Genomic DNA, 25305 nt, shown 5'->3' with positions numbered 1-25305 from the left:
AACGCAGTCGAGAACCCGAAGGCTCAGCGAAGCTAAATCTATCGAAACAGATTTCTCCATTTTACTGCGTTTCAGTCGAAATGACGAGTCTTTGATGTAATTCTTTCTCCTTTTTGATGAGAAATAACGTAAAACGTTTTACTTTTAGATCTTTAAATCTATTGTAGGAAATTATAAGCAACATGCAGTTCAAGAAAATCTCTTCCATTCTATTTTTAACGGCCTCTCTTTTTACCAATAATACCTTTTCACAACAAAAAACAAATTTAACCCAATATATCGATCCATTAATCGGATCAGCAAAGCACGGACATGTTTTTGTAGGTGCCAATGTTCCGTTTGGGGCCGTACAGCTCGGGCCGAACAATATTTTCGAAGGATGGGACTGGTGCAGTGGTTACAATTACATAGGCAATACCATTACTGGTTTTGCACATACCCATTTAAGCGGTACAGGTATTGGCGATTTGGGCGATATTTCAATTATGCCTGCAACTGGTAAATTGCTTCTGGAAAAGGGTAAAACAGCTGATGATCAGGATGGTTATCTTTCTAAATTTTCTCATCAAAATGAAGTGGCGAAAGCTGGTTATTACCGAGTATGGCTTGATAGATACCAAATTAAAGCCGAATTAACTGCCACTGAAAGGGTAGGTTTTCATCAATATACTTTTAAAGGAGGTGCTGAAAATCCGCATATCATTATCGATTTAATTGAAGGCATAGGATGGGATGCGCCTGTATCTGCTTCATTTAAACAGCTCGATGCCACAACTATTGTGGGTCATCGTAATTCGAAAGGCTGGGCCAACGATCAACGTTTATATTTTGTAATTAAACTTTCCCAATCGATTAAGAGCCTTGCGCTCTACGACAGCACTGCAGTTAAAAGTGGTGTGGCATTATCTGGTAAAAAACTAAAAGCAGCGGTAAGTTTTAATGCCATTAACAATGATAAATTACAGATTAAAGTTGCTTTATCTCCGGTAAGCATCGAAAATGCCATTTTAAACCTAAAAACCGAATTACCAGGCTGGGACTTTGCCGCTACGGCTAAAAACAGCGATGCAAAGTGGGAAAAAGAACTGGCTAAGGTGAAAATTGAGGCTTCAAATACGACTAAAAAAGTGTTTTATACCGCTTTATATCATACCATGGTGGCCCCATCACTTTTTAACGACGTAAACAAAGATTACCTCGGTACAGATAAAAAGGTGTACAAAAAGGCCAGCTTTAATAATTTAACTACTTTCTCCCTTTGGGATACATACCGTGCAGCAAACCCACTTTTTACTATTCTACACCACGATAAGGTAAACGATGTGGTTAATACCATGCTGACTATTTACCGGCAACAGGGAAAACTACCCGTTTGGCATTTTAATGGGCAATGAAACCAATACCATGGTAGGTTACCACGCTGTGCCGGTTATTGTTGATGCTTATTTAAAAGGATACCGTGGCTTTGATGTAAATCTGGCATACGAAGCAATAAAACAATCGGCCATGCAGAAAACAGATGGCATCGAATATATTCAGGAGCTTAAATACATCCCGGCCGATAAAATAAACGAATCAGTGGGTAAGGCCTTAGAGTATGCTATTGACGATTATTGCATCGCACAAATGGCTAAAGCACTGAACAAAACAGCAGATTACACTTACTTTAGCAAAAGATCGAAACTGTATCGTTTATATTTCGATCCAAGTGTTCAGTTTATGCGGGGTAAACTTGCCAACGGAAATTGGAGAAGTCCTTTCGATCCTTTTTCATCCAAACACCGTGAAGATGACTACGTAGAAGGGAATGCCTGGCAATATACCTGGTTGGTGCCGCAAGATGTAGAAGGGCTGATTAATCTTTTTGGAGGGGATAAAGCTTTTATCAATAAACTCGATTCGCTATTTACCTTACCCTTAGATTTGGGAACCAACGGCTCACCGGATATTAGTGGATTGATCGGTAATTATGCACAGGGAAATGAACCCAACCACCACATTACCTATTTGTATACTTATGCAGGCAAGCCATGGAAAACTGCCGATCTGATCCGTAAAATCGACAAAGATTTTTATTCGTCTAAGCCAGATGGATTGTGTGGCAATGAAGATGTGGGGCAGATGAGTGCCTGGTATGTTTTTACGGCAATGGGTTTCTATCCCGTAAATCCTGCGAACGGTGCTTACGTTTTCGGAACACCCTTGATTAACGGTGCTACCATTTCGCTAGCTGGAAATAAAAAATTCAGCATTAAGGTTGTGGGTAATAGTGCAGAAAATAAATACATTCAGAAAATTATGCTGAATGGCAAGCCTTACACTAAATCATATATCTTGCACAAAGCGATAACAGCTGGAGGGAATATGCAAATTTACATGGGCAATAAACCATCAGCAAGCTGGGGCATAAAACCAGAAGACAGACCAGTTTCAACTAAGTAATGATTGAATTTAAAATGATTGAATGAGAGAATGGGTATTTGTTCGTTATTACAAAATCATCATTCAATCATGCTATCATTCATTCAATAAATCATTCTCTCATTCTATCACTCACTCACTCATTCAATCATTCCAAAAATAATGAAGAAAATATTCCTACTTTTTTTATGCTGTTCAGCTTTAATTGTAAATGCACAACAGCGTTACGAGTTAAATGCTGGCTGGGTATGTACCAATATCAAAGATACGCAGTCTAACGGTTCAGAAATTTCTAAACCGGCTTTTTCGCTTAACAATTGGATGCCTGCAACTGTGCCGGGAACGGTGTTAACTACATTGCTGAACAATAAAAAAGTTCCCGATCCATTTTATGGAATGAACAACGAAAAAATTCCTGATGTATATAAAACAGGTAACGACTATTATACCTATTGGTTTGTAAAAGATTTCGAAGAGCGTGCTGTAGGTAATGAAGAGGTTTGGCTGCAGTTTAGAGGGATAAATTATAAAGCCGAAATTTATTTAAACGGAAAGAAAGTCAATCCGAAAATCCAGGTAGGCATGCACCTTAGGGCGCAATATAACATTACCAAGCTGTTATCTTCAAACGGGAAAAACAGGCTGGCCGTAATTGTTTATCCGCCAGATTTTCCGGGCAATCCGAATGGCGGTCAGGGTGGTGATGGTACCATTGCCAAAGGTTTAACCACACAGTATACTGCCGGCTGGGACTGGATTCAGCCCACCCGCGACCGTAATACCGGGATTTGGGATAAAGTGACCATCGAGAAAACAAAAAGCATCAATATCTTAAACCCACAGGTAATTACCCTGGTTCCGGGCAAGCGTTTGCCCGAAGGGAAACAAAATCCGGCTACAGTTAAAGTTTCAGTTGAAGTAGAAAACCCTACCGGCCAGGCGGTTTCCGGTACTTTGCAATATCAGATTGCAGGGAAGCTGATTAAACAGCCTGCCACCATTAACGCTAATAAAACCACAACCGTTAAACTTCCTGATCTACAGCTCGAAAATCCTAAACTATGGTGGCCAAGCGGATATGGACCGCAAAACCTGTATGATATAAAAATCGAATTTATAGCAGCCAATCAAGTATTAGATCAGGAGCAACTTAAAGTAGGTGTTCGCCAGATTGATAATATATGGAATGAGCACACCAGGAGTATGGGCGCTTATGTAAACGGACAAAAGATTTTTATTAAAGGTGGTAACTGGATCATTTCTGACGCGATGCTCCGTTTTAGTGACGCCCGTTATGATGCAGAGATACGTTACCATAAAGACATGAACCTAAACTTAATCCGCATCTGGGGAGGGGCAATTTTAGAAAGGCCTGAATTTTACAACGCCTGCGATAAATATGGCCTGCTGGTATTCCAGGATTTCTGGTTCAGCGGCGATTGCAATGGCCGTTGGGTAGATCCAATGAAAAAGGAAGATCAATGGACACGCAGGAATTATCCTGATGATCATAATCTTACCTTAACTGCCATTGAAGATCAGATCAAAATGATCAGAAACCATGCTTCACTTGCTTTTTGGTGTGGAGGGAATGAGATTACCCCGCCTGAAGATATTTTGGAGCCCTTAAAAAATGAGATCCTGCCGCGCCTGGATGGTACAAGAAAACTTTTCGATTTTTCTAACAGCGATGAAATGTCTTTCAATTCCATTGGTGGAAACGGAGATGGTCCGTACGGCATCCAGGATATTAAAACTTTTTGGGGTACCAAAACCTTCCCTTATAATTCGGAAGTAGGATCAGTCGGCGTTGGCGATTATGCTTCTTTGCTCCGTTTTATCCCAAAAGAAAACCTGATTGCACCACAATACAAAGCTAAGCCCGATTCAGTATGGGATTACCATAAATATATCTCTTATGAACAATACCTTAATCCATATGGCAAGCCGAAAAGCGCAGAAGATTTTGCAATGAAAGCCCAGCTAGCCAATTACGACCAGTATAGAGCATTAATGGAAGGTTTTTCTAATAAAATGTGGGATTGGTATACCGGTTCTATCATCTGGAAAACCCAAAACCCCTGGACAGCTATGCGAGGCCAGATGTATGATTATTACCTCGATCCTAACGCTTGTTTATATGGCTTAAGGAAAGGGAGTGAGCCTTTGCATGTGATGATGAATCCTTTGGATAGTATGGTTACCATTGTAAACAATGGCTTCGCAACCAGAAATAACCTCATGGTACAAGCGAAAGCTTATGATATGGATGGGAAAGATTATTTCTACTCACAGGCCTTCAATTCGGCTGGCCCATCTTCGGTGAGAAGACTTTTTCCTATGAATGAGTTCTTAGCCAAGCTGGATAAAAAAGAAGGTGTATTTGTTTCTTTAAGGATTTTAGACCAGAAGCAAAATATACTGAGTGAGAATCTTTATTGGCTCCCTGGTAAAGATGGCGAATATTCTGGTTTAAAAAGCATCAAACAAGCGCCGTTAAAAGTTGCGGCAGTTGACCAGAAAAACGGTAAGGTGGCAGTTACTTTGAGCAATGCAAAGGGAAATTCGGTGGCATTTTTTAACCGTGTTGCTTTAGTAAATGGCAATACCGGCGAACGTGTACTCCCTGCTTTTTATGATGATAACTACGTAAGCATTTTACCTGGCGAAAGTAAAACGGTAACGGTAGAATATACCGGGAAACAAAGTAATCTGGCTGTAGAAGTATATGGCTGGAATGTAGAAAAGCAGAAAGTGAATATCCAATAAGTTAGTAAGGATTTGTAGTACCGTCTTTAGGACGAAGGATTTCTAATCCTCTGGTGAGAAGACATAAGAGGCTGGATCATAATATAGAATTGTCATCCTGAGCCTGTCGAAGGACCTGTTTAAATGCCAGTAAATCGTTTCGACAAGCTCAAGGTGACAAGTTCGAATGGAATCACAAATGTGATACAGGTTTAAGAGAAATTAATGCACTGGGTTGAAAACCTGGCTAAAGTTATTTTTTGGAAATGAAGGGTTCTGCTTCAATGGCAGATTGTAGTCCTGCTATCGCTACAAGTCCTCACTCATGCTTCGCTCCGGGCTTTTCGCTTTATCAGGTTTATAAACATAGGTCGCTGCTTCAATTTCTAAAATCGAGATGAAGCCGCGTTAGGGATTGTAAGGGTTTAGTGCCAATTAAGCATCTGTTTTTATTTAATCACGGTATGCTTGCTTGTTTCACAGGTCTTCATCGGTACCGGAGCGAAGCGTAGCCCTGAAAAGCCCGACCCCTTTCCCGTATTTCACCTATCGTGTGGACACATCTACATCAGCCTGTATTTGTTTTTAGCGCATTCCTAAGGCAATCGTCATGCTGAATTTATTTCAGCATCTTTCCTGCTAATAACAAGCTGATATCTTAAAAACTATTGTTTGGAGATAAATGTTGATTTTTTTTTCCGCTCTTTGCCGCGGGGCAAGTTACTTTGGAGCGCCAAAGTACCCAAAGCGCTTTGTCAATCCAGCAATGTGGCTTCTCACCGCCCACGCTCATCAAAAAAACAGTGGCACTTCGTTTTGTGTTCAATTTATATTAAACTTTAAATTCAGTGCTAATGAACACAAAACCACTGCGTTTCAGGTTTGGTAATGCTATTTGGGCCATTGTGCACCTATTTTTTTGATTCTCCCGCCACTTGGGATTGACGGCGTCCTTCGGTAAAGACAGTAGTTTATTGAAGCCAGCTAGTATGATGCCCAAACCATTCTTAAAAAAGATGTGTTCACATGATAGGTATTTCACGGGATTGGGTAACGCCCAAATCAGTTTTGCAGTTTTCGGTTGGCCGTTTGCAATTCAGGTCTATTAAAAACAAAAAAGGCGATACTTTTGATATCACCTTTTTTGTTTATGTTATTTACAACCTAGCTCACACCGTGTAATTTTACTTTTAATCCGTCCATATTATTATTTAACTGCAATTGGCAGGCTAAACGCGAGTTTGGTAACAGATCAGGCAAAGTATCTAACATGGCATACTCATCGTCTGTCATTTCGTTAAGTTTTTCTTCGCCTTCTAATACATCAACACAGCAGGTAGCACACAAGGCCATTCCGCCACAAGTAGCTAGAATATCGTACTCTGATGCTTTTAAAAACTCCATCAGGCTTAAGCCCATGTCTGTTGGTGCAACGTGTTCAGTAACTGAGCCATCCGGCTCTTGCATGTATATATTAATGTTGTTTTCCATTTTTTAGTTCTCTTATGTTGTAGCGACAAATATAGGAGAAAGCTTAAAATTCTGAAACTCCGTTTACAGTTGTATATTTCATCGTATATTTCACACCTGGGTTCATGTAAGAATAAGCGCTGTGGCTCATTAATGCAGCCTCGTGGAAACCACAAAGAATCAATTTTAGTTTATTCGTGTAAGTATTGATATCGCCAATAGCATAAATTCCAGGGATATTTGTCGAATAATCATCAACATTAACCTCGATTGCACTTTTGTGGATATTTAAGTTCCAATCTTCGATCGGACCTAGTTTAGGGCTCAAACCAAACAAAGGAATTAAGTGATCAGCCTCTACTACAGTTTTTTCCATAGTACGGTTCTGAATAATTTCAACTTGCTCCAGTTTATCAGTTCCTTGCACCGCCTGTAGATTGCTGTTTAAAATCAAATTGATTTTTCCGCTTTCAGCCAACGCCATTACTTTAGCAACCGAATCTGGAGCACCACGGAAACTCTCGCTTCTGTGCACCAAAGTTAATTCAGAACAAACTTCTGCTAAGTAAATGGTCCAGTCTAAAGCAGAGTCGCCACCACCGGCAATCACCATTTTCTGATCGCGGTACTTCTCCGGATCAAGGATCATATAGTTTACGCCTTTACCATTCTCAAAGTTTTCTAAGTTTTCTACAGCTGGTTTACGCGGCTCAAAACAACCTAAACCCCCGGCAATTACCACAACTTTAGCTTCGATAACGGTACCCATATTGGTCGTTAAAACGAAATCTGCCTCTCCGCGCTTCTCTAAACCTTCAATACGCTCGCCTAAAGTAAACGTTGGATGGAAAGGTTTTGCCTGCTCCATTAAGTTATCGATAAGTTCCTGAGCCAATACAGAAGGATAACCAGGGATATCGTATATCGGTTTTTTAGGGTAAATTTCAGACAGCTGACCACCAACCTGAGGCAGGTAGTCAATTAAATGGCAACGCATTTTTAATAAACCGGCTTCAAAAATGGCAAATAAGCCAACCGGACCAGCGCCTATTACGGCTATATCAGTAGTGATCATTAAAAAAAATTTGACGCAAAGTTACAAAATAAAGTATTATCAATCCTGCTATTTAGAAATATTCTAGATAATTTTGTAATCCTGTTGTATTCAATATTTTATATGCTTTGTGTTGCTTAAAAACAAAAGTTAAGGGTTTTTAGTGACTTAAAGCAAATTATAATTGGTCTATGGATTTAGTGGGAAATGGGCTGGTGTTATATTAGGAGCATAATTTTTCGTGATGATTACTACGAGATATCGTCATTTCGAGCGGAGTGCAACGTAGTCGAGAAATCTATTATAGATCTCTCCATTTCGCTACGCTCCAGTCGAGATGACGGCCTTCTATGGAGCTCAGAATGACAAAAAATGCGCTACCAGCTCATCCCTAAATTTTGAAACACAAAGCTCCATACATCGGCTGCTTCTTCAATCACTTTTGTGGTGGGTTTGCCTGCACCATGACCAGCTTTGGTTTCAATCCTGATTAAAACCGGGTTTTCGCCTTTGTATTTCTCCTGTAAGGTTGCTGCAAATTTAAATGAATGTGCAGGTACAACGCGGTCATCATGATCTGCTGTTGTTATTAATGTTGCCGGATAATTAACACCGCTTTTTAGGTTATGGAGCGGCGAATATTTAATCAGGTAATCGAAATCCTCTTTTTTATCGCTGCTTCCGTATTCCACTGCCCAGCCCCAGCCCACAGTAAATTTATGGTAACGAAGCATATCTAAAACACCAACGGCTGGTAAAGCTACTTTAAACAGATCGGGTCTTTGGGTCATACAAGCGCCTACCAGCAAACCACCGTTTGAACCGCCGGAAATGGCGATTTTAGATGGGTTAGTATATTTTTCTTTAACCAGGTACTCGGCTGCGGCAATAAAATCGTCGAAAACGTTCTGTTTTTTAGCTAACATACCGCCTTTGTGCCAGGCCTCCCCATATTCGCTTCCGCCACGTAAACTTGGTTGAACGTAAATGCCGCCACGTTCTAAAAATAGCATCCGCGAGAGGCTGAACCCTGGCGTTAAACTGATCTGGAAGCCGCCATACGCATAAAGATAAACCGGGTTGTTGCCCTCCAGTTTGATACCTTTTTTGTGTACGATAAACATAGGTACTTTTGTGCCATCTTTTGATGGATAAAACACTTGTTTGGTTTCGTAGTTATCGGTATTAAATTGGAGGTCTGATTTTTTGTACAATATCGATTCGCTTTTATTGATGTCGTAACGGTAAATAGTACCTGGAGTGGTGAAATTAGAAAAGGTGTAAAAAAATTCTTTATCTTCTTTGTAGCCACCAAAGCCTCCAACGGTTCCAATTGCCGGCAGTTTTACCTCGCCAATTTTCTTTCCGGTTAAATCAAATTGAATAATATTGGTGCTTGCATCTTTTAAGTAAGAAGCCCAAAGAAATCCTCCACCAGTTCCGATGCCTTCTAGCGCCAATTTCGATTCAGGGATAATCTTCTGCCAGTTTTTAGGATCGGCATTTTTTGGATCAACCAAAACCACCTGCTTGTTTTCGGCACCGAGGTCGGTGTTTAGCAATAGTTTATCGCCAACATTATCAATAACGCTGTGGTTGTGTTCAAAGCCTTTAACCAATAAGGCAATTTTGCTATCGGGCGCTTTTAAATCTTGATAATAAAGTGCGTTGCCAGAAGTACCGGCACTGGCGTAAACCACCAGGAAGCGTTCATCTTCGGTAACATTGGCACCGAAATATAAATTTGGATTCGTTTTGTCTTCAAAAATTAACCGATCATTTTGCTGCTGATCGCCCAATTTGTGGAAATACACCTTTTGATATTTATTGGCTGCAGAAAGATCGGTTCCTTTAGCAGGTTCGTCAAATTTACTGTAGTAAAAACCATCGCCTTTCCAGGCTGCGCCAGAGAATTTGGTCCATTTCAGTTCATCGGCTAATTTGGTTTTGCTGGCTATTTCCATTACATAAATATTGCTCCAGTCTGATCCTGCTTGCGCAACCGAATAGGCCAGGTATTTTTTGTCGTTCGAAAAACCAAGCAGCGAAACGGCCGCTGTTCCATCTTTTGTGAGTTTATTTGGATCTAGAAAAACCTCTTCCTTACCTGCTAGTCCTTTTTTAATAAACCAGATACTTTGGTTCTGAAGGCCATCGTTTTTAGTGAAGAAATAATATTCGCCAACCTTAAAAGGGGCACTTTCTTTAGGATAATTCCATAGTTCTGTTAAGCGCTTTTTAATATCAGCGCGGTAGGGAATTTGCCCGAGATAGTTTTGCGTGACCTTATTTTCGGCAATCACCCAGGCTTTTGTTTCTGCCGAGGTATCATTCTCTAACCATCTGTAAGGATCAGCAATAGTTGTTCCGAAATAATTATCTTTTGTGCTGTCTTTTTTCGTTTCAGGGTATTTCATCAATGTTATTTTTTCTGCAGGTTTTTTGCCCTGGTTACAGGCAAACAGACTTAATGCAAATAAGCTCAATAGAATTTGTTTTTTCATCTTTAATAAGATTTGTTTACTAATATATGTCTTTTTACCTTCGGGTTGATTACACAGATTTTAGGATTTCACAGATTAAGTGTTTTAGGCTTTGGTCTTTCTTCTTTAGTCTTTCAGCTTTTACCTTCGGGTTGATTATACAGATTTTAGGATTTCACAGATTAGGGCGCTTTGGTCTTTCTTCTTTAGTCTTTAAGCTTTTTGAGTTACCTTTGAAAATCCATGGCAAAAAATATTTACTTCGCTTCCGATTTTCATTTAGGCACACCCACTTATGCCGAAAGCCGTGCCCGTGAAGCGCGTATTGTAAACTGGTTGAATTTTATAGAACCAAATTGTAGCGAATTGTTTTTGATGGGCGATATTTTCGATTTCTGGTTCGAGTATGCTAAAGTGATTCCGAAGGGCTTTATACGTTTACAGGGTAAATTGGCTGCCATGGCCGATGCCGGGATAAAAATCTATTTTTTTAAAGGTAACCATGATATGTGGGTGCGCGATTATTTCACTCAGGAAATGGGCATGGAAATCATCAGCAATGAACTGATTATTGAAAGGGGCGGCAAGAAATTCTATCTGCACCACGGCGATGGATTAGGACCAGGCGACAATAAATATAAATTCTTAAGAAAGATTTTCAGAAGCAAGTTTTGCCAATGGTTATTTGCGCGCTTGCATCCAAACCTGGGCATTGGTATTGCAAATGGATGGAGCCAGGGTAGTAGGGCAGCACAAACCGAAAAAGAGGTGTTTTTAGGAGCGGATAAAGAATGGCTGGCCATTTATGCCAGGGAACAGCTGCAGAAAACACATTTCGATTATTTTATTTTCGGACATAGGCACTTACCGCTCGATATTGATTTGGGTAATGGAAGCCGATATGTTAATATTGGCGAATGGCTCAACTATAATTCTTATGGGGTTTTTGATGGGGTGGATTTGAAACTGGAATACTATAACCCAAAACCTTAATATTTTTGTTTTTTGGAAAGCAGCGCCTGTAACTTTTTTTAATGCTGGTCGGGCTTTTCGTTATAGTCCCGATGAAGAATCGGGAGCTGCCACTGCAATCCCGTTTAGGTACGCAGGTTTGTGCTGTTATTTGGGTTTGCATAGTGCCTAGGTGCACCGCCCTCAGTTTATAAACCAGATAGAACAGAAAGCCCGGAGCGAGGCACGAGTGAGGACTTGATTGATAGCGGGACTATCGGCTGCCATGTACACAGAACCGTTCATTTCCAAAACCCTTTTTAATAATGCGGTAAATTCCTTTCATACTTGCACGGTAGATGAAGAACTTTCTTATCCGGAAAGCAGTGTCCTTAGCTTTTTTTAATGTTCGTCGGGCTTTTCGTTATAGTCCCGATGAAGAATCGGGAGCTGCCACTACAATCCCGTTTAATAACCTGAGTTTCTGCTGCTATTTGGGGCTGCATGGTGCCAATGCACTGTCTTTGGTATATAAACCCGATAAAACGAAAAGCCCAGAGCGAAGAATGAGTGAGGACTTGAAGTGATAGCGGGGCTACCGGCTGCCACAGCCACAGAACTGTTCATTTTCAAAACCTTTAAATCAACTTTTTGCATTTCCGACTAACATACAACATGTTGGTTTTTTATTTTACTTAGGCATTATGTCCAAACGATTAACCAATTCAAGCAGTTAACCAATTAACCATTCTTCCTTTCCAAACAAATTCAGCTTTTTTCCTTATTTTTGCATTTCCTAATTTTTAGCCTGGTGCTACTGGTCAGGAAATTTCAACAAGAATAAATATGTTAGATAAATTAGAAGCTATAAAGCAGCGTTGGGAAGATGTAGAGGAATCGTTAAGCAATCCGGATGTAATTCAGGATATGAAACGTTTTGCGGCTTTAAATAAAGAATATAAAGACTTAGGCAAGATTGTAGATGAATATAAAATCTACAAAAATGTGATGAGTAATATTGATGCCAACAAAGAAATTTTAGCTACTGAGAAAGATGCTGAAATGCGTGAGATGGCAAAAGAAGAACTCGATCTTTTGTTAAAACAGCAGGATGAAATGGAAAGCAATATCCGTTTGATGTTAATTCCTAAAGATCCGGAAGATGCCAAGAATGCGGTTTTTGAGATCCGCGGTGGTACTGGTGGCGATGAGGCGGCCTTGTTTGCCGGCGATTTATACCGCATGTATACCCGTTATTTCGAAACCAAAGGCTGGAAAGTGGAAACTGTTGATGTAACCGAAGGTACTGCCGGCGGTTATAAAGAGGTAATTCTGAAAGTGAATGGAGATGATGTTTATGGTCAGCTGAAGTACGAAAGTGGCGTACATCGCGTACAGCGTGTGCCAGATACCGAAACCCAGGGCCGTGTGCATACTTCTGCTGCATCTGTAGCCGTTTTGCCGGAAGCTGAAGAAATTGATCTGTACATTAATCCAGCCGATATAGAGCTGCAAACTTCGCGCTCAGGTGGTGCCGGTGGACAGAACGTAAATAAGGTAGAAACCAAGGTGCAGTTAACGCACAAGCCATCAGGTATTGTAGTGGTTTGTCAGCAGGAACGTTCGCAGCTGGGTAACCGGGTTATTGCGATGGAGATGTTGCGTAGTAAGCTTTACGATATCGAATTGCAGAAAAAGAATGGTGATATTGCCGCTAAACGTAAAACAATGGTATCAACCGGCGATCGCTCGGCAAAAATCAGAACCTATAACTACCCTCAGGGGCGTGTTACCGAACACCGTATCGGATTAACGATGTATAACCTTCCAGCCATTATGGATGGCGATATTCAGGAGATTATTGATGCACTTCAGTTTGCTGAAAATGCAGAGAAGATGCAGGAAGGTGCTGTAGGTTAAGGAGTTAAATATTTTTGAAAAAAAAGTTTGCATATTAAGATATAGTCTCTATATTTGCAACCTCGAAAGAGACAAGAGGTTCGAACTTTAAAGAAGAACAAAAGGAGTGGTAGTTCAGCTGGTTAGAATGCCTGCCTGTCACGCAGGAGGTCGCGGGTTCGAGTCCCGTCCATTCCGCAATAAAAGCCTTAACTTGAAAAAGGAGGGCACTGAAAAAGTAGACATAAAATGGTCTGCAAACAGAAAAGCGGATGAATAGCTCTTAAGAGTTGTTCATCCGCTTTCTTTTTTGAGGCATTTCATTTTTTTATTTGATAACGAACTTTACGTTCGATATTTAGAACGGGAGCACATTGTTAGTTTTTACCAGAAGATTCTTTGGATTATTATCCTTTTTTTAGAATTTGAGGATTCTTTTAAGATTAACCACGAATATCGCAAGTGCACCTTGCATTTTCATGCTTTCCAGGCCATAGGAGTTCGCCCTGTCATATCCATGAACATTTTTCAATTCACTATTTTTCGCCTCAATTTTATATCTGTGTCGTGATTTTTCCCTGAAGTACTCGCTTTGTTGGAATATTTCCTGCTCTTTATGCTCATCTGGTTTTATTGCGACCGAGTATGTCCTGCTTTTGGCTTCTGGTTTGTAGCAGCCATCTCTTAGATGGCATACTTTGCATTTTTCTATATCGAAATAATAGGTCATTGACTGATTGCTCTTATCTACCTTTTTGCCCTGCACCCGTTTGTACATAGCCAGGTGCCCTGCAGGGCATACGAACATATCAGCGTCTTTATTATAATCGAACTTTTCTTCCTCTTTTCTGGTACCATGGGTAATAGCAGGGTTCATCTTGGCAACTATCCTTACCTTATTGCCGTTCACATCGCTGAGCTTGAGGTTATTCTTCCCGGAATAGGCTGCATCACCTATGATTGTATCTACCTCCATTCCATTGGCCTGGGTCTCACTCAACAGTTTTGGCAGTTCAGGACCATCTCCCTTTTCTGCTGAGGTAACAACAGCAGCTGTTATAATGCGCTCCTCTGTCATTGCCAAATGAGTTTTGTAACCAAAAAAACTGCTGTCCGCTGTTTTGTGGCCAATCCTGGCATCTATATCTTTGGATATTGCATAATTCTCCTGGGTATCTTCAACTGTTTCCTTCAATAGGTTCAGTTTCTCCTTTACTGCAGGGATTTCACTTAGTGCTTCATCAGACTCGATAAGTTTTTGTAGTTTACGGCAGTATTCTATTTCCTTTAGGATATCATTTGATTCATTTTTCTCGGGCATCCGGGTTTTGAAATCTTCATCCATTGAATACACTGCTCTTCGCAGCAACTTTGAACGTTGCCTGAGTACCTCAAGAGGTGAGTATGGGTTAGATCTTGAAAGTGAATGTGTAGCATCGACAATGATAGACTTGGATTTAATAATACCTTTTTCCAGGGCTAAAGAGACGGTTTTTCCAATCAGCAGGTTTAAAAGATCCATGTCCTTAAGACGAAGCTTTCGGAACTTGGTCAGAGAGCTTGGATTTATCACGTCCTCTTCAGGGGACATCTCCAGAAAATATTTAAAGGACATATCGTAGCGGGAACGCTCTACGACATCGACATCCGAAACGGTATAGATCGTCTTCAGCAACAAATATTTAAACATGCGTACCGGACTCTCAGCCTTACGCCCGTTGTCCGGGCAATACTTGCCCATTAGCTCATCATAGATAAAGCTAAAATCTATAAGCTCACTAATCTTGCGAAGTAAATTCTCCTTAGGAATAATCAGCTCATAAAGCTTGGAAAATTCACTAAACTGGATTTTTTGTTGTTGAAGAAGCATCTTAAAAGCAGTAATAAATATACCTTTAAAATACAAAAAAAAAGGAGTAGAAAAACTAGTTTTATACTCCTTTTATCCCTTTTCAAAAAGGGACTTTTTCAGTGCCCTCTGAAAAAGTTGAGGCTTTTTTGTGTAATAACTGTTTTGATTAAAATATTTAGAATGAGGGTCAGTGTGTTACGTATTTATTGATTAAAAAGTCGATTAATATGGTAATAAACTGAATATAGTGTCTATATTTGCAATCCCGAAAGGGGAAAAGAGGTTCGAACTTTAAAGCGAACAAAAGGAGTGGTAGTTCAGCTGGTTAGAATGCCTGCCTGTCACGCAGGAGGTCGCGGGTTCGAGTCCCGTCCATTCCGCGAAAATAGTTTTAAATTTAACTAAAAGCCTGTAAATAAAATGTTTACAGGCTTTTTCGTTTTCTGAAAACACCAAAATATTCATTTTTTCGCAGGAAAAAGGGGATCAAGCAAAAAAGTTGGGGAGTTGAAAAGTTTATTTAATTTTGTTCAACATTATTATTTTGGACAGCTCAATATTATCTTTTATACTGCCTGAAGGCTTAACCGAATACTTTGAACTTGATAAATTCGAACTTACTGAAGGCTCTTACTACATTTATCTTTTAGAAAAAAATATTCATCCTGAGGAGTATTCAGGTGAAAAGTTAATTTCTAAAGGTTTTTTCGATGAAATCACCGTTCGAGACTTTCCTTTACGTGGAAAGCCTTGTTTTTTGAAGGTAAAGCGACGCAAGTGGCAAAACCTCCATACCAAAAAGATTGTTTTCAGGGACTGGAATCTGGTTGCCGATGGTACGAAGATGACTACTGAGTTTGCATTTTTTTTTGAAAAACTATTTGGATTCAAGCCCAATAAGCTGTAAGACTTTAAGTCGTTTCTTTGAAGTTGATGGTAAACGTCTTGAGGAGCAGTATGCTAGCCATCTGAGTGGATTTACGGATTGGGATCAATTGGAACATGCTGAGGACTGGCTTCTTTTCCTGAGAATCTGGGTGAAAAGCTTTCCATAGATGAAACCAGCCTCTCTCAGGGAGAGTTATATACGGTTCTGACCAATAAGGCTGCGAAAGGTAAAAAAGGTGCCCTTGTCGCCATCGTTAAAGGAACCGAAAGCGAATCGGTTATCAAAATCCTCTCTCAGATTAGAATAGGCTTGCGCAGAAAAGTAAAAGAGGTTACCCTTGATCTTGCTCCAACAATGTCCCGGATAGTTAAACGGTGCTTCCCTAATGCCGAACTGGTTTCCGATCAGTTCCACGTACAACAACTGGCTAGCGAAGGCGTTCAGGAAATAAGGATAATGCATAGATGGGAGGCCATCGAGCAGGAAAACAAAGAAATGGAGCTGGCCAAGACTACGAAAAGACGCTGGATACCGGAATTGCTGGAAAATGGCGACACCGTAAAAGAACTGCTGGCAAGAAGCAGATATCTACTGTTTAAGCGGGAGGTGAACTGGACTCCTTCACAATCATACCGGGCTGAGTTATTATTTGGTCTGTACCCTGATCTAGTGGGCATTTCGGCAAAAATGGCCGTCCGTTCCGTATTTAAACTGTCACCCCATTTCGCTTTAAAGTGACCACCTGTTACGGGGCAAACTGGCCGATCTAATCTTTCGATCAGCTTTTTTAGCGACTGGCTTTCGGGAATAATTTTTCAATTTCTGCATAAAATAAAGGCTCCTGGGAGCATATTACAATTTGTGATGTACTATGGTCGATTCTCTATTTTGGAGGGATTATGGCGTTTTTTTAAGCCCACCAATGCCTGCGGATGAATTTTGATCTTTAGGAAGGTTTGAATTGAAGATAAATCTGGCAGTAGGATGGATTAAACCGAAAAGTGCGGCGGAAAATGGATTTGGATCCGAAGTGTATATTTGTTCAGAGGGAAAGGAACTTAGATGTGCATCATCCGGTAATCAAGTTGGTGGCCAGTTTGGCCCGAAACAGAGGGGGCACTTTCACCGAAATACACCTATAGAATACTTAACTCATCAAAATTAATTTTTTTGTTAAAAAATCTATTTAGTCTATAGATATTACAGTATTTTATTATATTTGCATTGCCATCCGTTATATCACTGATCATATTCGAATTTAGATCAATTGAAATCTATATCAAACCCATGAAGAAGAAAAGCTCTCTGCCAATTTTTAATTCGGCACAATCAACCCTATTGAACATTTCAATGCAAACTCCTATTTCTCTTACAGGGTAAATCGTATTAAGAGCAGTCTGACCCGTCTAATCAATCCGTGGATTTATTGTCCGCTTGTCCTCTAACGTCTCATTATTATGAAAAATTTTTTACTCTTATCGGTATTGGCAGTTTTTATAGCTGGTAAGGTCTCCGCGCAGGATGCCAATTCAATACTTAAAAAAATGACACCACCCTCGCCCGATGTTGCCTCGTTGGGGAAATTTCTGGAAACCCCTGTTTCTTTATATACTGGAGTGCCGAGTATTTCGATCCCGATAATTGAGTTAACAGCAGGAAAAGCTAGACTCCCTGTATCAATTGATTACCATGCCGGTGGCATAAGGGTCGACGAAATTGCAAGCAGTATAGGTTTAGGCTTTAGCCTTAATGCCGGAGGAATTATTTCAAAGAAAGTTAACGGTTTCCCTGATTTCTCGTACGACCAGTATCCTAATTTTACAGCCCTTAGTCCATCTTTTAATCCTTCACCCGGAAGCCCTGATTATGATTATGCAAAGCATATTGCAGCAGGTGAGGTAGATATAGAGCCGGATGATGTTTTTTATAACTTTGCAGGGCATTCGGGAAGTCTTATCTCTACGGGAGCAGGATTTGGACAAACCTTTACTGCGCCATTTGAGCTGCTTCGTGTTGAAACCGGCGGCTTCACGGATGAGTCGGGTGTAAAATATTATTTTGGGAGCTATGAGATTTCACACGTGGTCATACCACCGGATGTCTATAATCCCAACATGGATTTCAGTAATAATCAAACGAATAAATTAACGAGGATAACTTCTCCTGATGGAAAGTGGATCAATCTCGAATATTATAGTGCTGCATATTCATACAAACAGGCCCGAGTACAATCTGATTCTCACGTATTGAATAATCAATACGGTTGCCCACTACCAGGGGTCAATTATCTTCTCCCTATAGATAAGGAAAGTACTGTAGAGATCAGTGATGATGTGTATCTGAAGAAAATTTCCACGAGCGATGGTACAACTGTAGATTTTATCTATGACCAGTCCAGTATGAGGAAAGACCTTCCGGGTGCCTGGATCTTAACAGAAATAGATGTGTCGGCCAATGGAGTTTTGTTAAAGCGGATTTTGTTAAGTCACTCTTTTTTTGGTCCCAATGACCCATCGGGCACTTCTCCGGAAGCATACAGGCTAAAACTTGACGCAATAACAGAAGTAGGAAAGCCTGCTTACCAGTTTTATTATTTTGGTACTAGTGACACTTTTCTGCCGCCACGAAATTCCTTTGCACAGGATTATTGGGGATATTTTAACGGACGTACGGGTAACAATACTTTGCTGCCTAAAGTTATAGCTCCAGATCTACAAATAATAGATGGCGCAAATAGGGACGCTGACCCTAACTTTACGCAATACTGCAGTTTAGTGAAAGTGAAATACCCTACAGGGGGAACCTCCGAATTTGAATACGAACAGAATGAATACACCATACCACCAAATGTTCCGACCGGAAAAAAGATCATCGCACATGGAATTGGGGGCAATAATAGTGTGAACACGGATAGTCCACCTGTTTTTACTATACCGGAGCATGCAGTAAATCTGAAACTCACTCTTAATTCACAATGTCCACCTCAGGGTGGCGGAGGAGCTACCGTTTTTCTCACCAGAGCAGATAACCCTATAAAACGCGCTTCCTTTTTTATCAATGAAACGGGGCCGGTTGTCTACCCCTTCTACTATGCTGACTTAGGTGATATTGGAAAACTTGCCGGCAGTGATTATACGTTAAGTTTCCTTATCGAATGCCCGGAGTGTTGCGAGGGGAGCTATAGTGCTGTTCTTACATGGGATGTCATCACTGACGAGATATTTCCTTATGCTACAAGCGCATACACTGGTGGTGTAAGGATTAAAAAAATTAGAACATCTGCAAAGGGCGACAATAGCGATATAATGGTTAAAGCTTATGGTTATAAGGATCCTCAAACTGATTACTCCAGCGGGATTGTTTCAAAAGCGCCTCCGCAGGATTACTATATATATACTCCCAGTGTTGTGGTACAGTTGCAAAATCCAACAGTGTTCAACTGCAAATACGTAAATAGGGTAAATACGAGCGTTACCCCCACCAACTCATTTTCGGGATCATCGATCTGTTATGAGTATGTTACTGAGCTAAGCGGTGAAAACGGCGAGAATGGCAAAATTTTGAATAAATTTTCAGTCCTTCAGGATGTTGCCACCAATGCCTCAGTTCCTTATACACCCTATACAAGCTATGATTTTTTGCGGGGGCGGTTACTGGAAAAAACGGATTTTATCAAAAAACCTACCGGCTCATTTTCAAAGGTTCATAAGACAGTAAATCAATATCAGATTTACCATGACCCGTCAAGTTTTTGGGGATTCCGGTCCTCGACGCAACCGAATGAAACAAACCTTGTAGGTATGAAACTTGTTCTTGCTTCACCAGAAATAAATAGTACAACGCCTGTAGTAGGCTCTGGCGGTAGCATAGTAACTTTTGTGCCTGCCCAATTTGATTTTTCTTTATTTAAAAAAGTTTCAGCGTGGAGTTTTCTGAAACAGAGTGACGAGTTTGTTTATGACTCCGCAAATCAAGATAGTTATGTGCAGACTACAACAAATTATTTTTATGATAACCCTACCCATATTCAACTGACCAGGGTTGTTGAAACCCAAAGTAACGGTAAAGTTAAAACTTCATTCTCTTCTTATCCGCAGGATTTCACTCCAGGTACAGGCTTTATTGATAATATGGTAACTAGTAACGAACTTTCCTATCCAATCGAGCAGGTCAGCTATCAAAGCGATGAAAACGGAACAAGGATAACAGAAGGAAAGCTATTTGAATACAAAGCAGGAGGAAAGGCTCTGGTCGATAAAACGTCTTACCTTGAGAATAGCGGTCCAGTTGCCCTTTCCAATTTTAAATTCTCAAACCGTTCAATAGGACAAATTCCACACACGAGTGCTAGTTCCACATTCAATCCGGATTCACAATACAAGCTGCGACTGTCGTATGATACATATGACAATTTGGGCAATCTTACACAGGTTACTGTGCCAGGAGCTTCGCCCCAAGGATTTCACTGGGCCTACAATCAAAAGTATCTGATTGCAGAATGCAAGAATGCGGCTAGCGATGAGTTTTTCAGCGAAAATTTTGAGAACGTTTCGGGAGCGGCAAGCGGGGCACATACTGGACGCTACAGTTTCAGCGGAAGTTATACAACTTCAGATAAACTATCGCCAGGCTACCACGGACGCAATTATTCCATCAGCTGGTGGTATTTAAGCGGAAGTCAATGGGTTTATTCCGGGGAGCAGGCTTACACCGGACAAACATTGAACGGTGTAATAGATGATGTAAGAATCTTGCCTTCGGATGCCCAGATAACGACCTACACATATGATCCTATGGTGGGTATGACCAGTTCCATTGATACCAAGGGCATGACCAGCTATTACGAGTACGATTCCTCTCAGCGGCTGCAATATGTAAAAGACCAGAACGGGAATGTGATTAAGAACAATACTTATCACTATAAAAATTAACGCTCCGTGAAAAAAATATTATTATTGTTTGCATTTATGGCACATTTTTCAATTGTGCATGCCTCTTTACAGCCGGGGGACATTGTGATACTTGGGTTCAACAGTGCCGGGGACGACCAGATTACGGTCATGGCGACGCGTTCGTTCAGTAACGAATCGTTTGGGATTACCGATTCGGGAATGATGCCTGACGGAAGGTTCAGGGCAGGAGAAGGTTATCTGTCCACCCGTAGCCCGATGTCGATGACCGCCGGTCAGATCCTGACCATCAGTTTGAATGATGGCACGGCCGGCACTGCAGAATTCAGTATGATAGGGGTTTTTGATCTTGCTGCCAGCGGCGACCAGATTATTATCTTCACGGGTGCATACGCATCTGGGACCTGCATATATGCCCTAAACTATAACGCCAGAAATTGGATCTCAAGGGACGACAGCAGCAGCAGCGCACTGCCCCAGGGACTGACAAACGGACAGACTGCGGTATGCCTGGTCAACAGGGCCTGTTACCGCTACGCACAGTATATCGATGTTTCCCATGGTGATTTTCTTGATGACCTGGGGGATTTCAATAACTGGTACGGCAGTATATCACATGTGAACCTAAGCTTTATAAAGGGAAATGTTTCGCACCTTGGCCCGGGTGATTTTTCCGTTATTGCCTACAATGATAAAATAACCGAAGACATTGTTTTTTTGGCGCTCAGAAACATCAGTGCCGGTACAGCCATCAAAATTACAGATAAAGGCTGGAACGGTGGGAGCTTTTATCCATCTGAGGGAACCCTGACCTACATCGTTCCTACCGGAGGGGTCAGAGCGGGCCAGGCCATCAGGTACAGTCCATCAAATACCAGTTTTTATCAGACGGAAAAATTTGGCCTGTCCACAAATGGGGACCAGCTGATTATTTACCAGGGGCCAGAGTCCGGGCCAAGGTTTATCTCTGCGCTGAATACCCGGGGGGCCTGGGCAGGCAGTGCGAATACAGCACAGACTTCTGTTTCTCCTGCGGTCCCGGGTCCTGATGAAATACCCGTTGTCAGATCTTTCACCCAGGCGCAGGGCAACGGTTATTATAACGGCACACATACAGGTACACTTCAGGATATCCTGCGTGCAATAGCTGACCCGGTCAATTATGTGTTTGCTGGCGGATATAACCAGTCTGTGATCCCTGCGATTTCCGCTTTCGTTATATTGACCTCTGTCCCCGCTCAATCATTCAGACAATGTGTTCCCTTTTCGGCTACGGCCAGTACCGACCAGAACTATATTAGCACCAGAATATTTAAAACCGCGGGGATCAATCCGGATAATCTCACAGGCCTGACAACCTGTGAGGTGAACGAAACGATCCAATATTTTGACGGCCTTGGACGGCCTTTGCAAGCCGTACAGGTACAGGGAAGCCCGGGCTTTAAGGATATTGTAAAGCCGGTAGCCTATGATGCCTTTGGCCGCGAAAAATATAAATACCAGCCATACGCTTCGCAGACCGGCACCACAGGAAGTTTCCGTAACACGGCAACCGGCGACCAGGTGGCTTTTTATAATACCCCGACAGCTGGGATAAAAGCTACGGCGTACCCGTTTGCCGAAACAGTGTTCGAGTCATCCCCCCTGAACCGTTTACAACAGCAGGGTGCCCCGGGCGAAGCCTGGCAGATTGGCGGTGGACATACCGTAAAGGCAGAATATGGCACGAACCTTGAAAACGAGGTGAAGCTCTGGGCGGTCAATGATACCGATAATGGCGCAGGGGCGACGGTTTACGGACCGGGAAAACTGTACAAAACCGTTAGCAGGGACGAGAACTGGAAACTGACCGATTTAAAAGCAGGTACCACAGAGGAGTTCAAGGATTTTGAGGGACGCGTGGTGCTGAAACGGATCTGGGAGACTGCTGGTAAAAGCCTGTCCACCTACTATGTTTATGACGACCTGGGCAACCTGCGCTATGTGCTACCGCCGGCGGTTAATGAAAACGGGCAGAGTCCGATAAACAGTTTTGATGAAAGCCAACCAGTGTTCGATGAATTTATTTACGGCTACCATTATGATGGGCGTAAAAGAATGATTGAGAAAAAGATACCGGGCAAAGGCTGGGAGCTTATTGTTTATAATAAGCTGGATCAAATGGTTATGAGCCAGGATGCGAACCAGCGAAGTAAAAGTCCTCAGGAATGGAATTTTAGCAAATATGACTCTTTCGGCAGGATAGTGATAAGCGGTCGGTACATTGATAATGTTCATAACGGTGAGGCGAACACCAATTACCTGTCTTATTTCCAGGGGCTGGCAAACGGAACTGCTGCCTATGAAAGGCGTGATGCTTCAAATACCCAGACAGGTTATAGCAACGATGTCATACCGCAGGGTAGTATTGGAGATTACTATGTACTGAACTATTACGATGACTACGATTTTCCAGGGAACAGCTTTGGAGCACCAACAGGTAACCAGGCACCAAAAGAACGTACTAGAAGTTTGCTTACAGGCTCTAAAGTGAAAAACCTTGGTAACGGAACAATGTTGCTTACGGTAAACTATTACGATCTTGAAGGACGTGTGGTACAGAGTAAAAGTAGCCATCAAATGAACGGTGCCGATGTGGTAGATAATACCTACAGTTTTATTGGCGAACTTACCGCCAGTACACGTACCCATACTGCAAACGGAGTGGAAACAGCCATTGACAACCGTTACGAATACGACCACATGGGCCGTAAGATTGCTACTTTTGAGAATATCAACAGTCAAGGAGAGGTGGCACTGAGCCATCTGGAATACAACGAGATCGGGCAACTGGCCAAGAAGAACCTGCATAACGATGTCCAGGCTACCACCTTTGGCTATAATGAGCGTGGCTGGTTGAAAAACAGTACGTCCGATCAGTTCAGTATGAAGCTTGATTATGAAGATGGAGTTTCGCAGGGCTATAATGGCAACATCACCAGACAGTACTGGGACTGGAGCAATGCAGCAAATCCAACAGCAAATATATTTAACTATAGCTATGACAAACTGAACAGGCTGGGATCGGCTTCCACAGTCGCAGGTGTATCGATGAGCGAAGCGTTGACCTATGATGTGATGGGCAATATCGCGAGCCTTGACCGTGATGGTGCCGGGCCCAAAGCATATAACTATTACAGTTCAGGCAACAGCAACAGGTTGCAGAATGTAAGTGGCTTAACCACACAGGACTATGAGTACGATGCGAATGGCAATTCTACAAAGGACGGACTGAACGGTTTCAGGTTAACATATAATTACCTTAATCTCCCGGCAACGGCAATCCGTACCACAGGCACACCTGTCAACCTATCATATACTTATGACGCTTCGGGAAACAAGCTGGCCAAGACCAGCAACGGCTCGGTAAGGAACTATATTGGTGGTATAGAATATAAACCGGATGGATCAATAGATATTATCCATACCGAGGAAGGCGTGGCACAGAACAATGGTGGCACTTATACCTATCATTATAACCTAAGCGACCATTTGGGTAACGTACGCTATACCTTTGATGTGGTAAACGGGCTTATCTCGCCCTTACAGAAAGATGATTACTATGCGTTTGGGAAGAGGAACACTTCTATGCAGGGATCAGTGGATAATAAGTATCTTTATAACGGCAAGGAGATTCAGGAGGAGCTGGGGCAGTATGATTACGGTGCAAGGTTCTATGATCCTATTATTGGAAGGTGGAATGGAATTGATGCGAAAGCTGAAAAATTTCACCAATTTTCGCCATATAGTTATGCTATAAATAATCCTTTGAGCTATATTGACACTGATGGACGTGATATTATTATTGCATTTACGGGCGGACCTACGGGTGGCGGAAAAACAGTTGATGCCAAAACAGGTGATGCGGGAACAACAGGTAAAGTTATTAGAGATGCACAGAAATTTGCTGATGATCACCGCATAGAATTACAATCGAGGGTAATTACCCCGGGCTGGACATCTGGTAGCTCTGTTAAAAATGCATTAGGTTTTATAAAAGAGAATTACTCGAAAGGCGAAAAAGTAATTTTATATGGATATAGTTATGGTGGCGATTTTGCTGTTGAATTGTCTGAGGCATTAAAAGAGGAGGGGATCACCGTTGATTTACTTGTTACCGTTGATGCATCTGATGGACCACTTCAAAACTCATCAGTTAACACTATTATCCCGGACAATGTTAAAGAAAATCAGAATTTCTATCAATCGAATGACTCAGGCAGATCTAGTGCATCGCAAACATCGAGCGGTAGCAGCAAAAAGAATAAGAGTGCAGACAGTGGAACAACTAACTCACCTGGTTCTAATGGAGGACCGAATAAATCTTCTGATTCAAAAAAAACCAAAGTGCGAAACCATTACAAAAAAGGGTCAGATCTTGAGCATGGTAACATAGATGAAAAGGTGAATAAAGACGTTAAGAAATATATTGAAAAAGTATTAGGCGGAAGTTAATATGATAGTTAATTACATTTATAGAATTGTATTGCTTATTGCTTTGATAGTGATTTGGTCAGATCTTTATTATGCTCACATTAGTGGGTACGATGAAAACTACGGATACTTTATTAACGCGATTTTAATATCTT

13 protein-coding genes and 2 tRNA genes are annotated in these 25305 nt (G+C 41.5%); 11 read left to right on the top strand and 4 right to left on the bottom strand.

All coding sequences use genetic code 11. From position 1 onward, the window contains the following. Positions 1–182: 182 nt before the first annotated feature. From QF042_RS00605 to QF042_RS00595, 3 genes are all read left to right on the top strand, one after another. On the top strand, positions 183–1394 hold the full coding sequence (locus QF042_RS00605; RefSeq protein WP_307524297.1) for a GH92 family glycosyl hydrolase: 1212 nt from the start codon (positions 183–185) through the stop codon (positions 1392–1394). After that, the gene (locus tag QF042_RS00600; protein ID WP_307524295.1) at positions 1384–2442 is read left to right on the top strand and encodes a glycoside hydrolase family 92 protein; all 1059 of its coding nucleotides are present in this window, start codon (positions 1384–1386) and stop codon (positions 2440–2442) included. The genes QF042_RS00605 and QF042_RS00600 overlap by 11 nt, the downstream gene beginning before the upstream one ends. Positions 2443–2583: 141 nt before the next feature. Next, positions 2584–5190, top strand: coding sequence for a glycoside hydrolase family 2 TIM barrel-domain containing protein (locus tag QF042_RS00595; protein ID WP_307524293.1), 2607 nt, complete (start codon positions 2584–2586; stop codon positions 5188–5190). 1143 nt (positions 5191–6333) lie between these two features. Here QF042_RS00595 and QF042_RS00590 read toward each other — a convergent pair. From QF042_RS00590 to QF042_RS00580, 3 genes are all read right to left on the bottom strand, one after another. After that, positions 6334–6660 carry a 2Fe-2S iron-sulfur cluster-binding protein gene (locus QF042_RS00590; protein WP_025141835.1) on the bottom strand — a complete coding sequence of 109 codons (327 nt, stop codon included), beginning with the start codon at positions 6658–6660 and terminating at the stop codon, positions 6334–6336. A 43-nt stretch (positions 6661–6703) separates the two neighbouring features. Beyond that, positions 6704–7714, bottom strand: coding sequence for an NAD(P)/FAD-dependent oxidoreductase (locus QF042_RS00585; protein ID WP_307524288.1), 1011 nt, complete (start codon positions 7712–7714; stop codon positions 6704–6706). A 356-nt stretch (positions 7715–8070) separates the two neighbouring features. Then, positions 8071–10197 carry a prolyl oligopeptidase family protein gene (locus QF042_RS00580; protein ID WP_307524285.1) on the bottom strand — a complete coding sequence of 709 codons (2127 nt, stop codon included), beginning with the start codon at positions 10195–10197 and terminating at the stop codon, positions 8071–8073. A 222-nt stretch (positions 10198–10419) separates the two neighbouring features. Here QF042_RS00580 and QF042_RS00575 point away from each other — a divergent pair, with 222 nt between their 5' ends. The 3 genes from QF042_RS00575 to QF042_RS00565 all read left to right on the top strand — a co-directional run bounded on the left by QF042_RS00575 (position 10420) and on the right by QF042_RS00565 (position 13224). After that, entirely contained in the window at positions 10420–11169 is a 750-nt protein-coding gene (locus QF042_RS00575; RefSeq protein WP_307524283.1) for a UDP-2,3-diacylglucosamine diphosphatase, read from the top strand. Between the two features lie 804 nt (positions 11170–11973). Further along, entirely contained in the window at positions 11974–13047 is a 1074-nt protein-coding gene (gene prfA, locus QF042_RS00570; protein WP_307524281.1) for a peptide chain release factor 1, read from the top strand. Positions 13048–13150: 103 nt separating this feature from the next. Then, positions 13151–13224, top strand: a tRNA-Asp gene (locus QF042_RS00565). A 220-nt stretch (positions 13225–13444) separates the two neighbouring features. On the opposite strand, the gene QF042_RS00560 is transcribed toward QF042_RS00565, so the two are convergent. Next, complete coding sequence (locus tag QF042_RS00560) at positions 13445–14896, bottom strand: IS1182 family transposase (RefSeq protein ID WP_307524279.1); 1452 nt, start codon at positions 14894–14896, stop codon at positions 13445–13447. A 288-nt stretch (positions 14897–15184) separates the two neighbouring features. On the opposite strand from QF042_RS00560, the gene QF042_RS00555 reads away from it, so the two are divergent. From QF042_RS00555 to QF042_RS00535, 5 genes are all read left to right on the top strand, one after another. After that, positions 15185–15258, top strand: a tRNA-Asp gene (locus QF042_RS00555). Between the two features lie 164 nt (positions 15259–15422). Beyond that, positions 15423–15785: a transposase gene (locus QF042_RS00550; protein ID WP_307524277.1), complete on the top strand. Its 363-nt coding sequence runs from the start codon at positions 15423–15425 to the stop codon at positions 15783–15785. Positions 15786–15890: 105 nt separating this feature from the next. After that, positions 15891–16505, top strand: coding sequence for a transposase (locus QF042_RS00545; RefSeq protein WP_307533229.1), 615 nt, complete (start codon positions 15891–15893; stop codon positions 16503–16505). Positions 16506–17224: 719 nt separating this feature from the next. Further along, positions 17225–20698 (top strand): hypothetical protein, encoded by a 3474-nt coding sequence (locus tag QF042_RS00540; RefSeq protein ID WP_307524275.1) that lies wholly within the window; start codon positions 17225–17227, stop codon positions 20696–20698. 6 nt (positions 20699–20704) lie between these two features. Beyond that, on the top strand, positions 20705–25171 hold the full coding sequence (locus tag QF042_RS00535; protein WP_307524273.1) for a DUF6443 domain-containing protein: 4467 nt from the start codon (positions 20705–20707) through the stop codon (positions 25169–25171). Positions 25172–25305 lie beyond the last annotated feature (134 nt).

The organism is Pedobacter sp. W3I1 (assembly GCF_030816015.1).
Classification (GTDB): Bacteria; Bacteroidota; Bacteroidia; order Sphingobacteriales; family Sphingobacteriaceae; genus Pedobacter.
The sequence above is the reverse complement of the archived record's forward strand: the minus strand, read 5'-3'. Positions and strand labels throughout refer to the sequence as shown.

Excerpts from the sequence above, each read along its gene's own strand:
- QF042_RS00605 (WP_307524297.1), top strand. The coding sequence starts at position 183 with ATGCAGTTCAAGAAAATCTCTTCCATTCTATTTTTAACGGCCTCTCTT.
- QF042_RS00600 (WP_307524295.1), top strand. The coding sequence starts at position 1,384 with ATGGGCAATGAAACCAATACCATGGTAGGTTACCACGCTGTGCCGGTT.
- QF042_RS00595 (WP_307524293.1), top strand. The coding sequence starts at position 2,584 with ATGAAGAAAATATTCCTACTTTTTTTATGCTGTTCAGCTTTAATTGTA.
- QF042_RS00590 (WP_025141835.1), bottom strand. The coding sequence starts at position 6,660 with ATGGAAAACAACATTAATATATACATGCAAGAGCCGGATGGCTCAGTT.
- QF042_RS00585 (WP_307524288.1), bottom strand. The coding sequence starts at position 7,714 with ATGATCACTACTGATATAGCCGTAATAGGCGCTGGTCCGGTTGGCTTA.
- QF042_RS00580 (WP_307524285.1), bottom strand. The coding sequence starts at position 10,197 with ATGAAAAAACAAATTCTATTGAGCTTATTTGCATTAAGTCTGTTTGCC.
- QF042_RS00575 (WP_307524283.1), top strand. The coding sequence starts at position 10,420 with ATGGCAAAAAATATTTACTTCGCTTCCGATTTTCATTTAGGCACACCC.
- prfA (WP_307524281.1), top strand. The coding sequence starts at position 11,974 with ATGTTAGATAAATTAGAAGCTATAAAGCAGCGTTGGGAAGATGTAGAG.
- QF042_RS00560 (WP_307524279.1), bottom strand. The coding sequence starts at position 14,896 with ATGCTTCTTCAACAACAAAAAATCCAGTTTAGTGAATTTTCCAAGCTT.
- QF042_RS00540 (WP_307524275.1), top strand. The coding sequence starts at position 17,225 with ATGAAAAATTTTTTACTCTTATCGGTATTGGCAGTTTTTATAGCTGGT.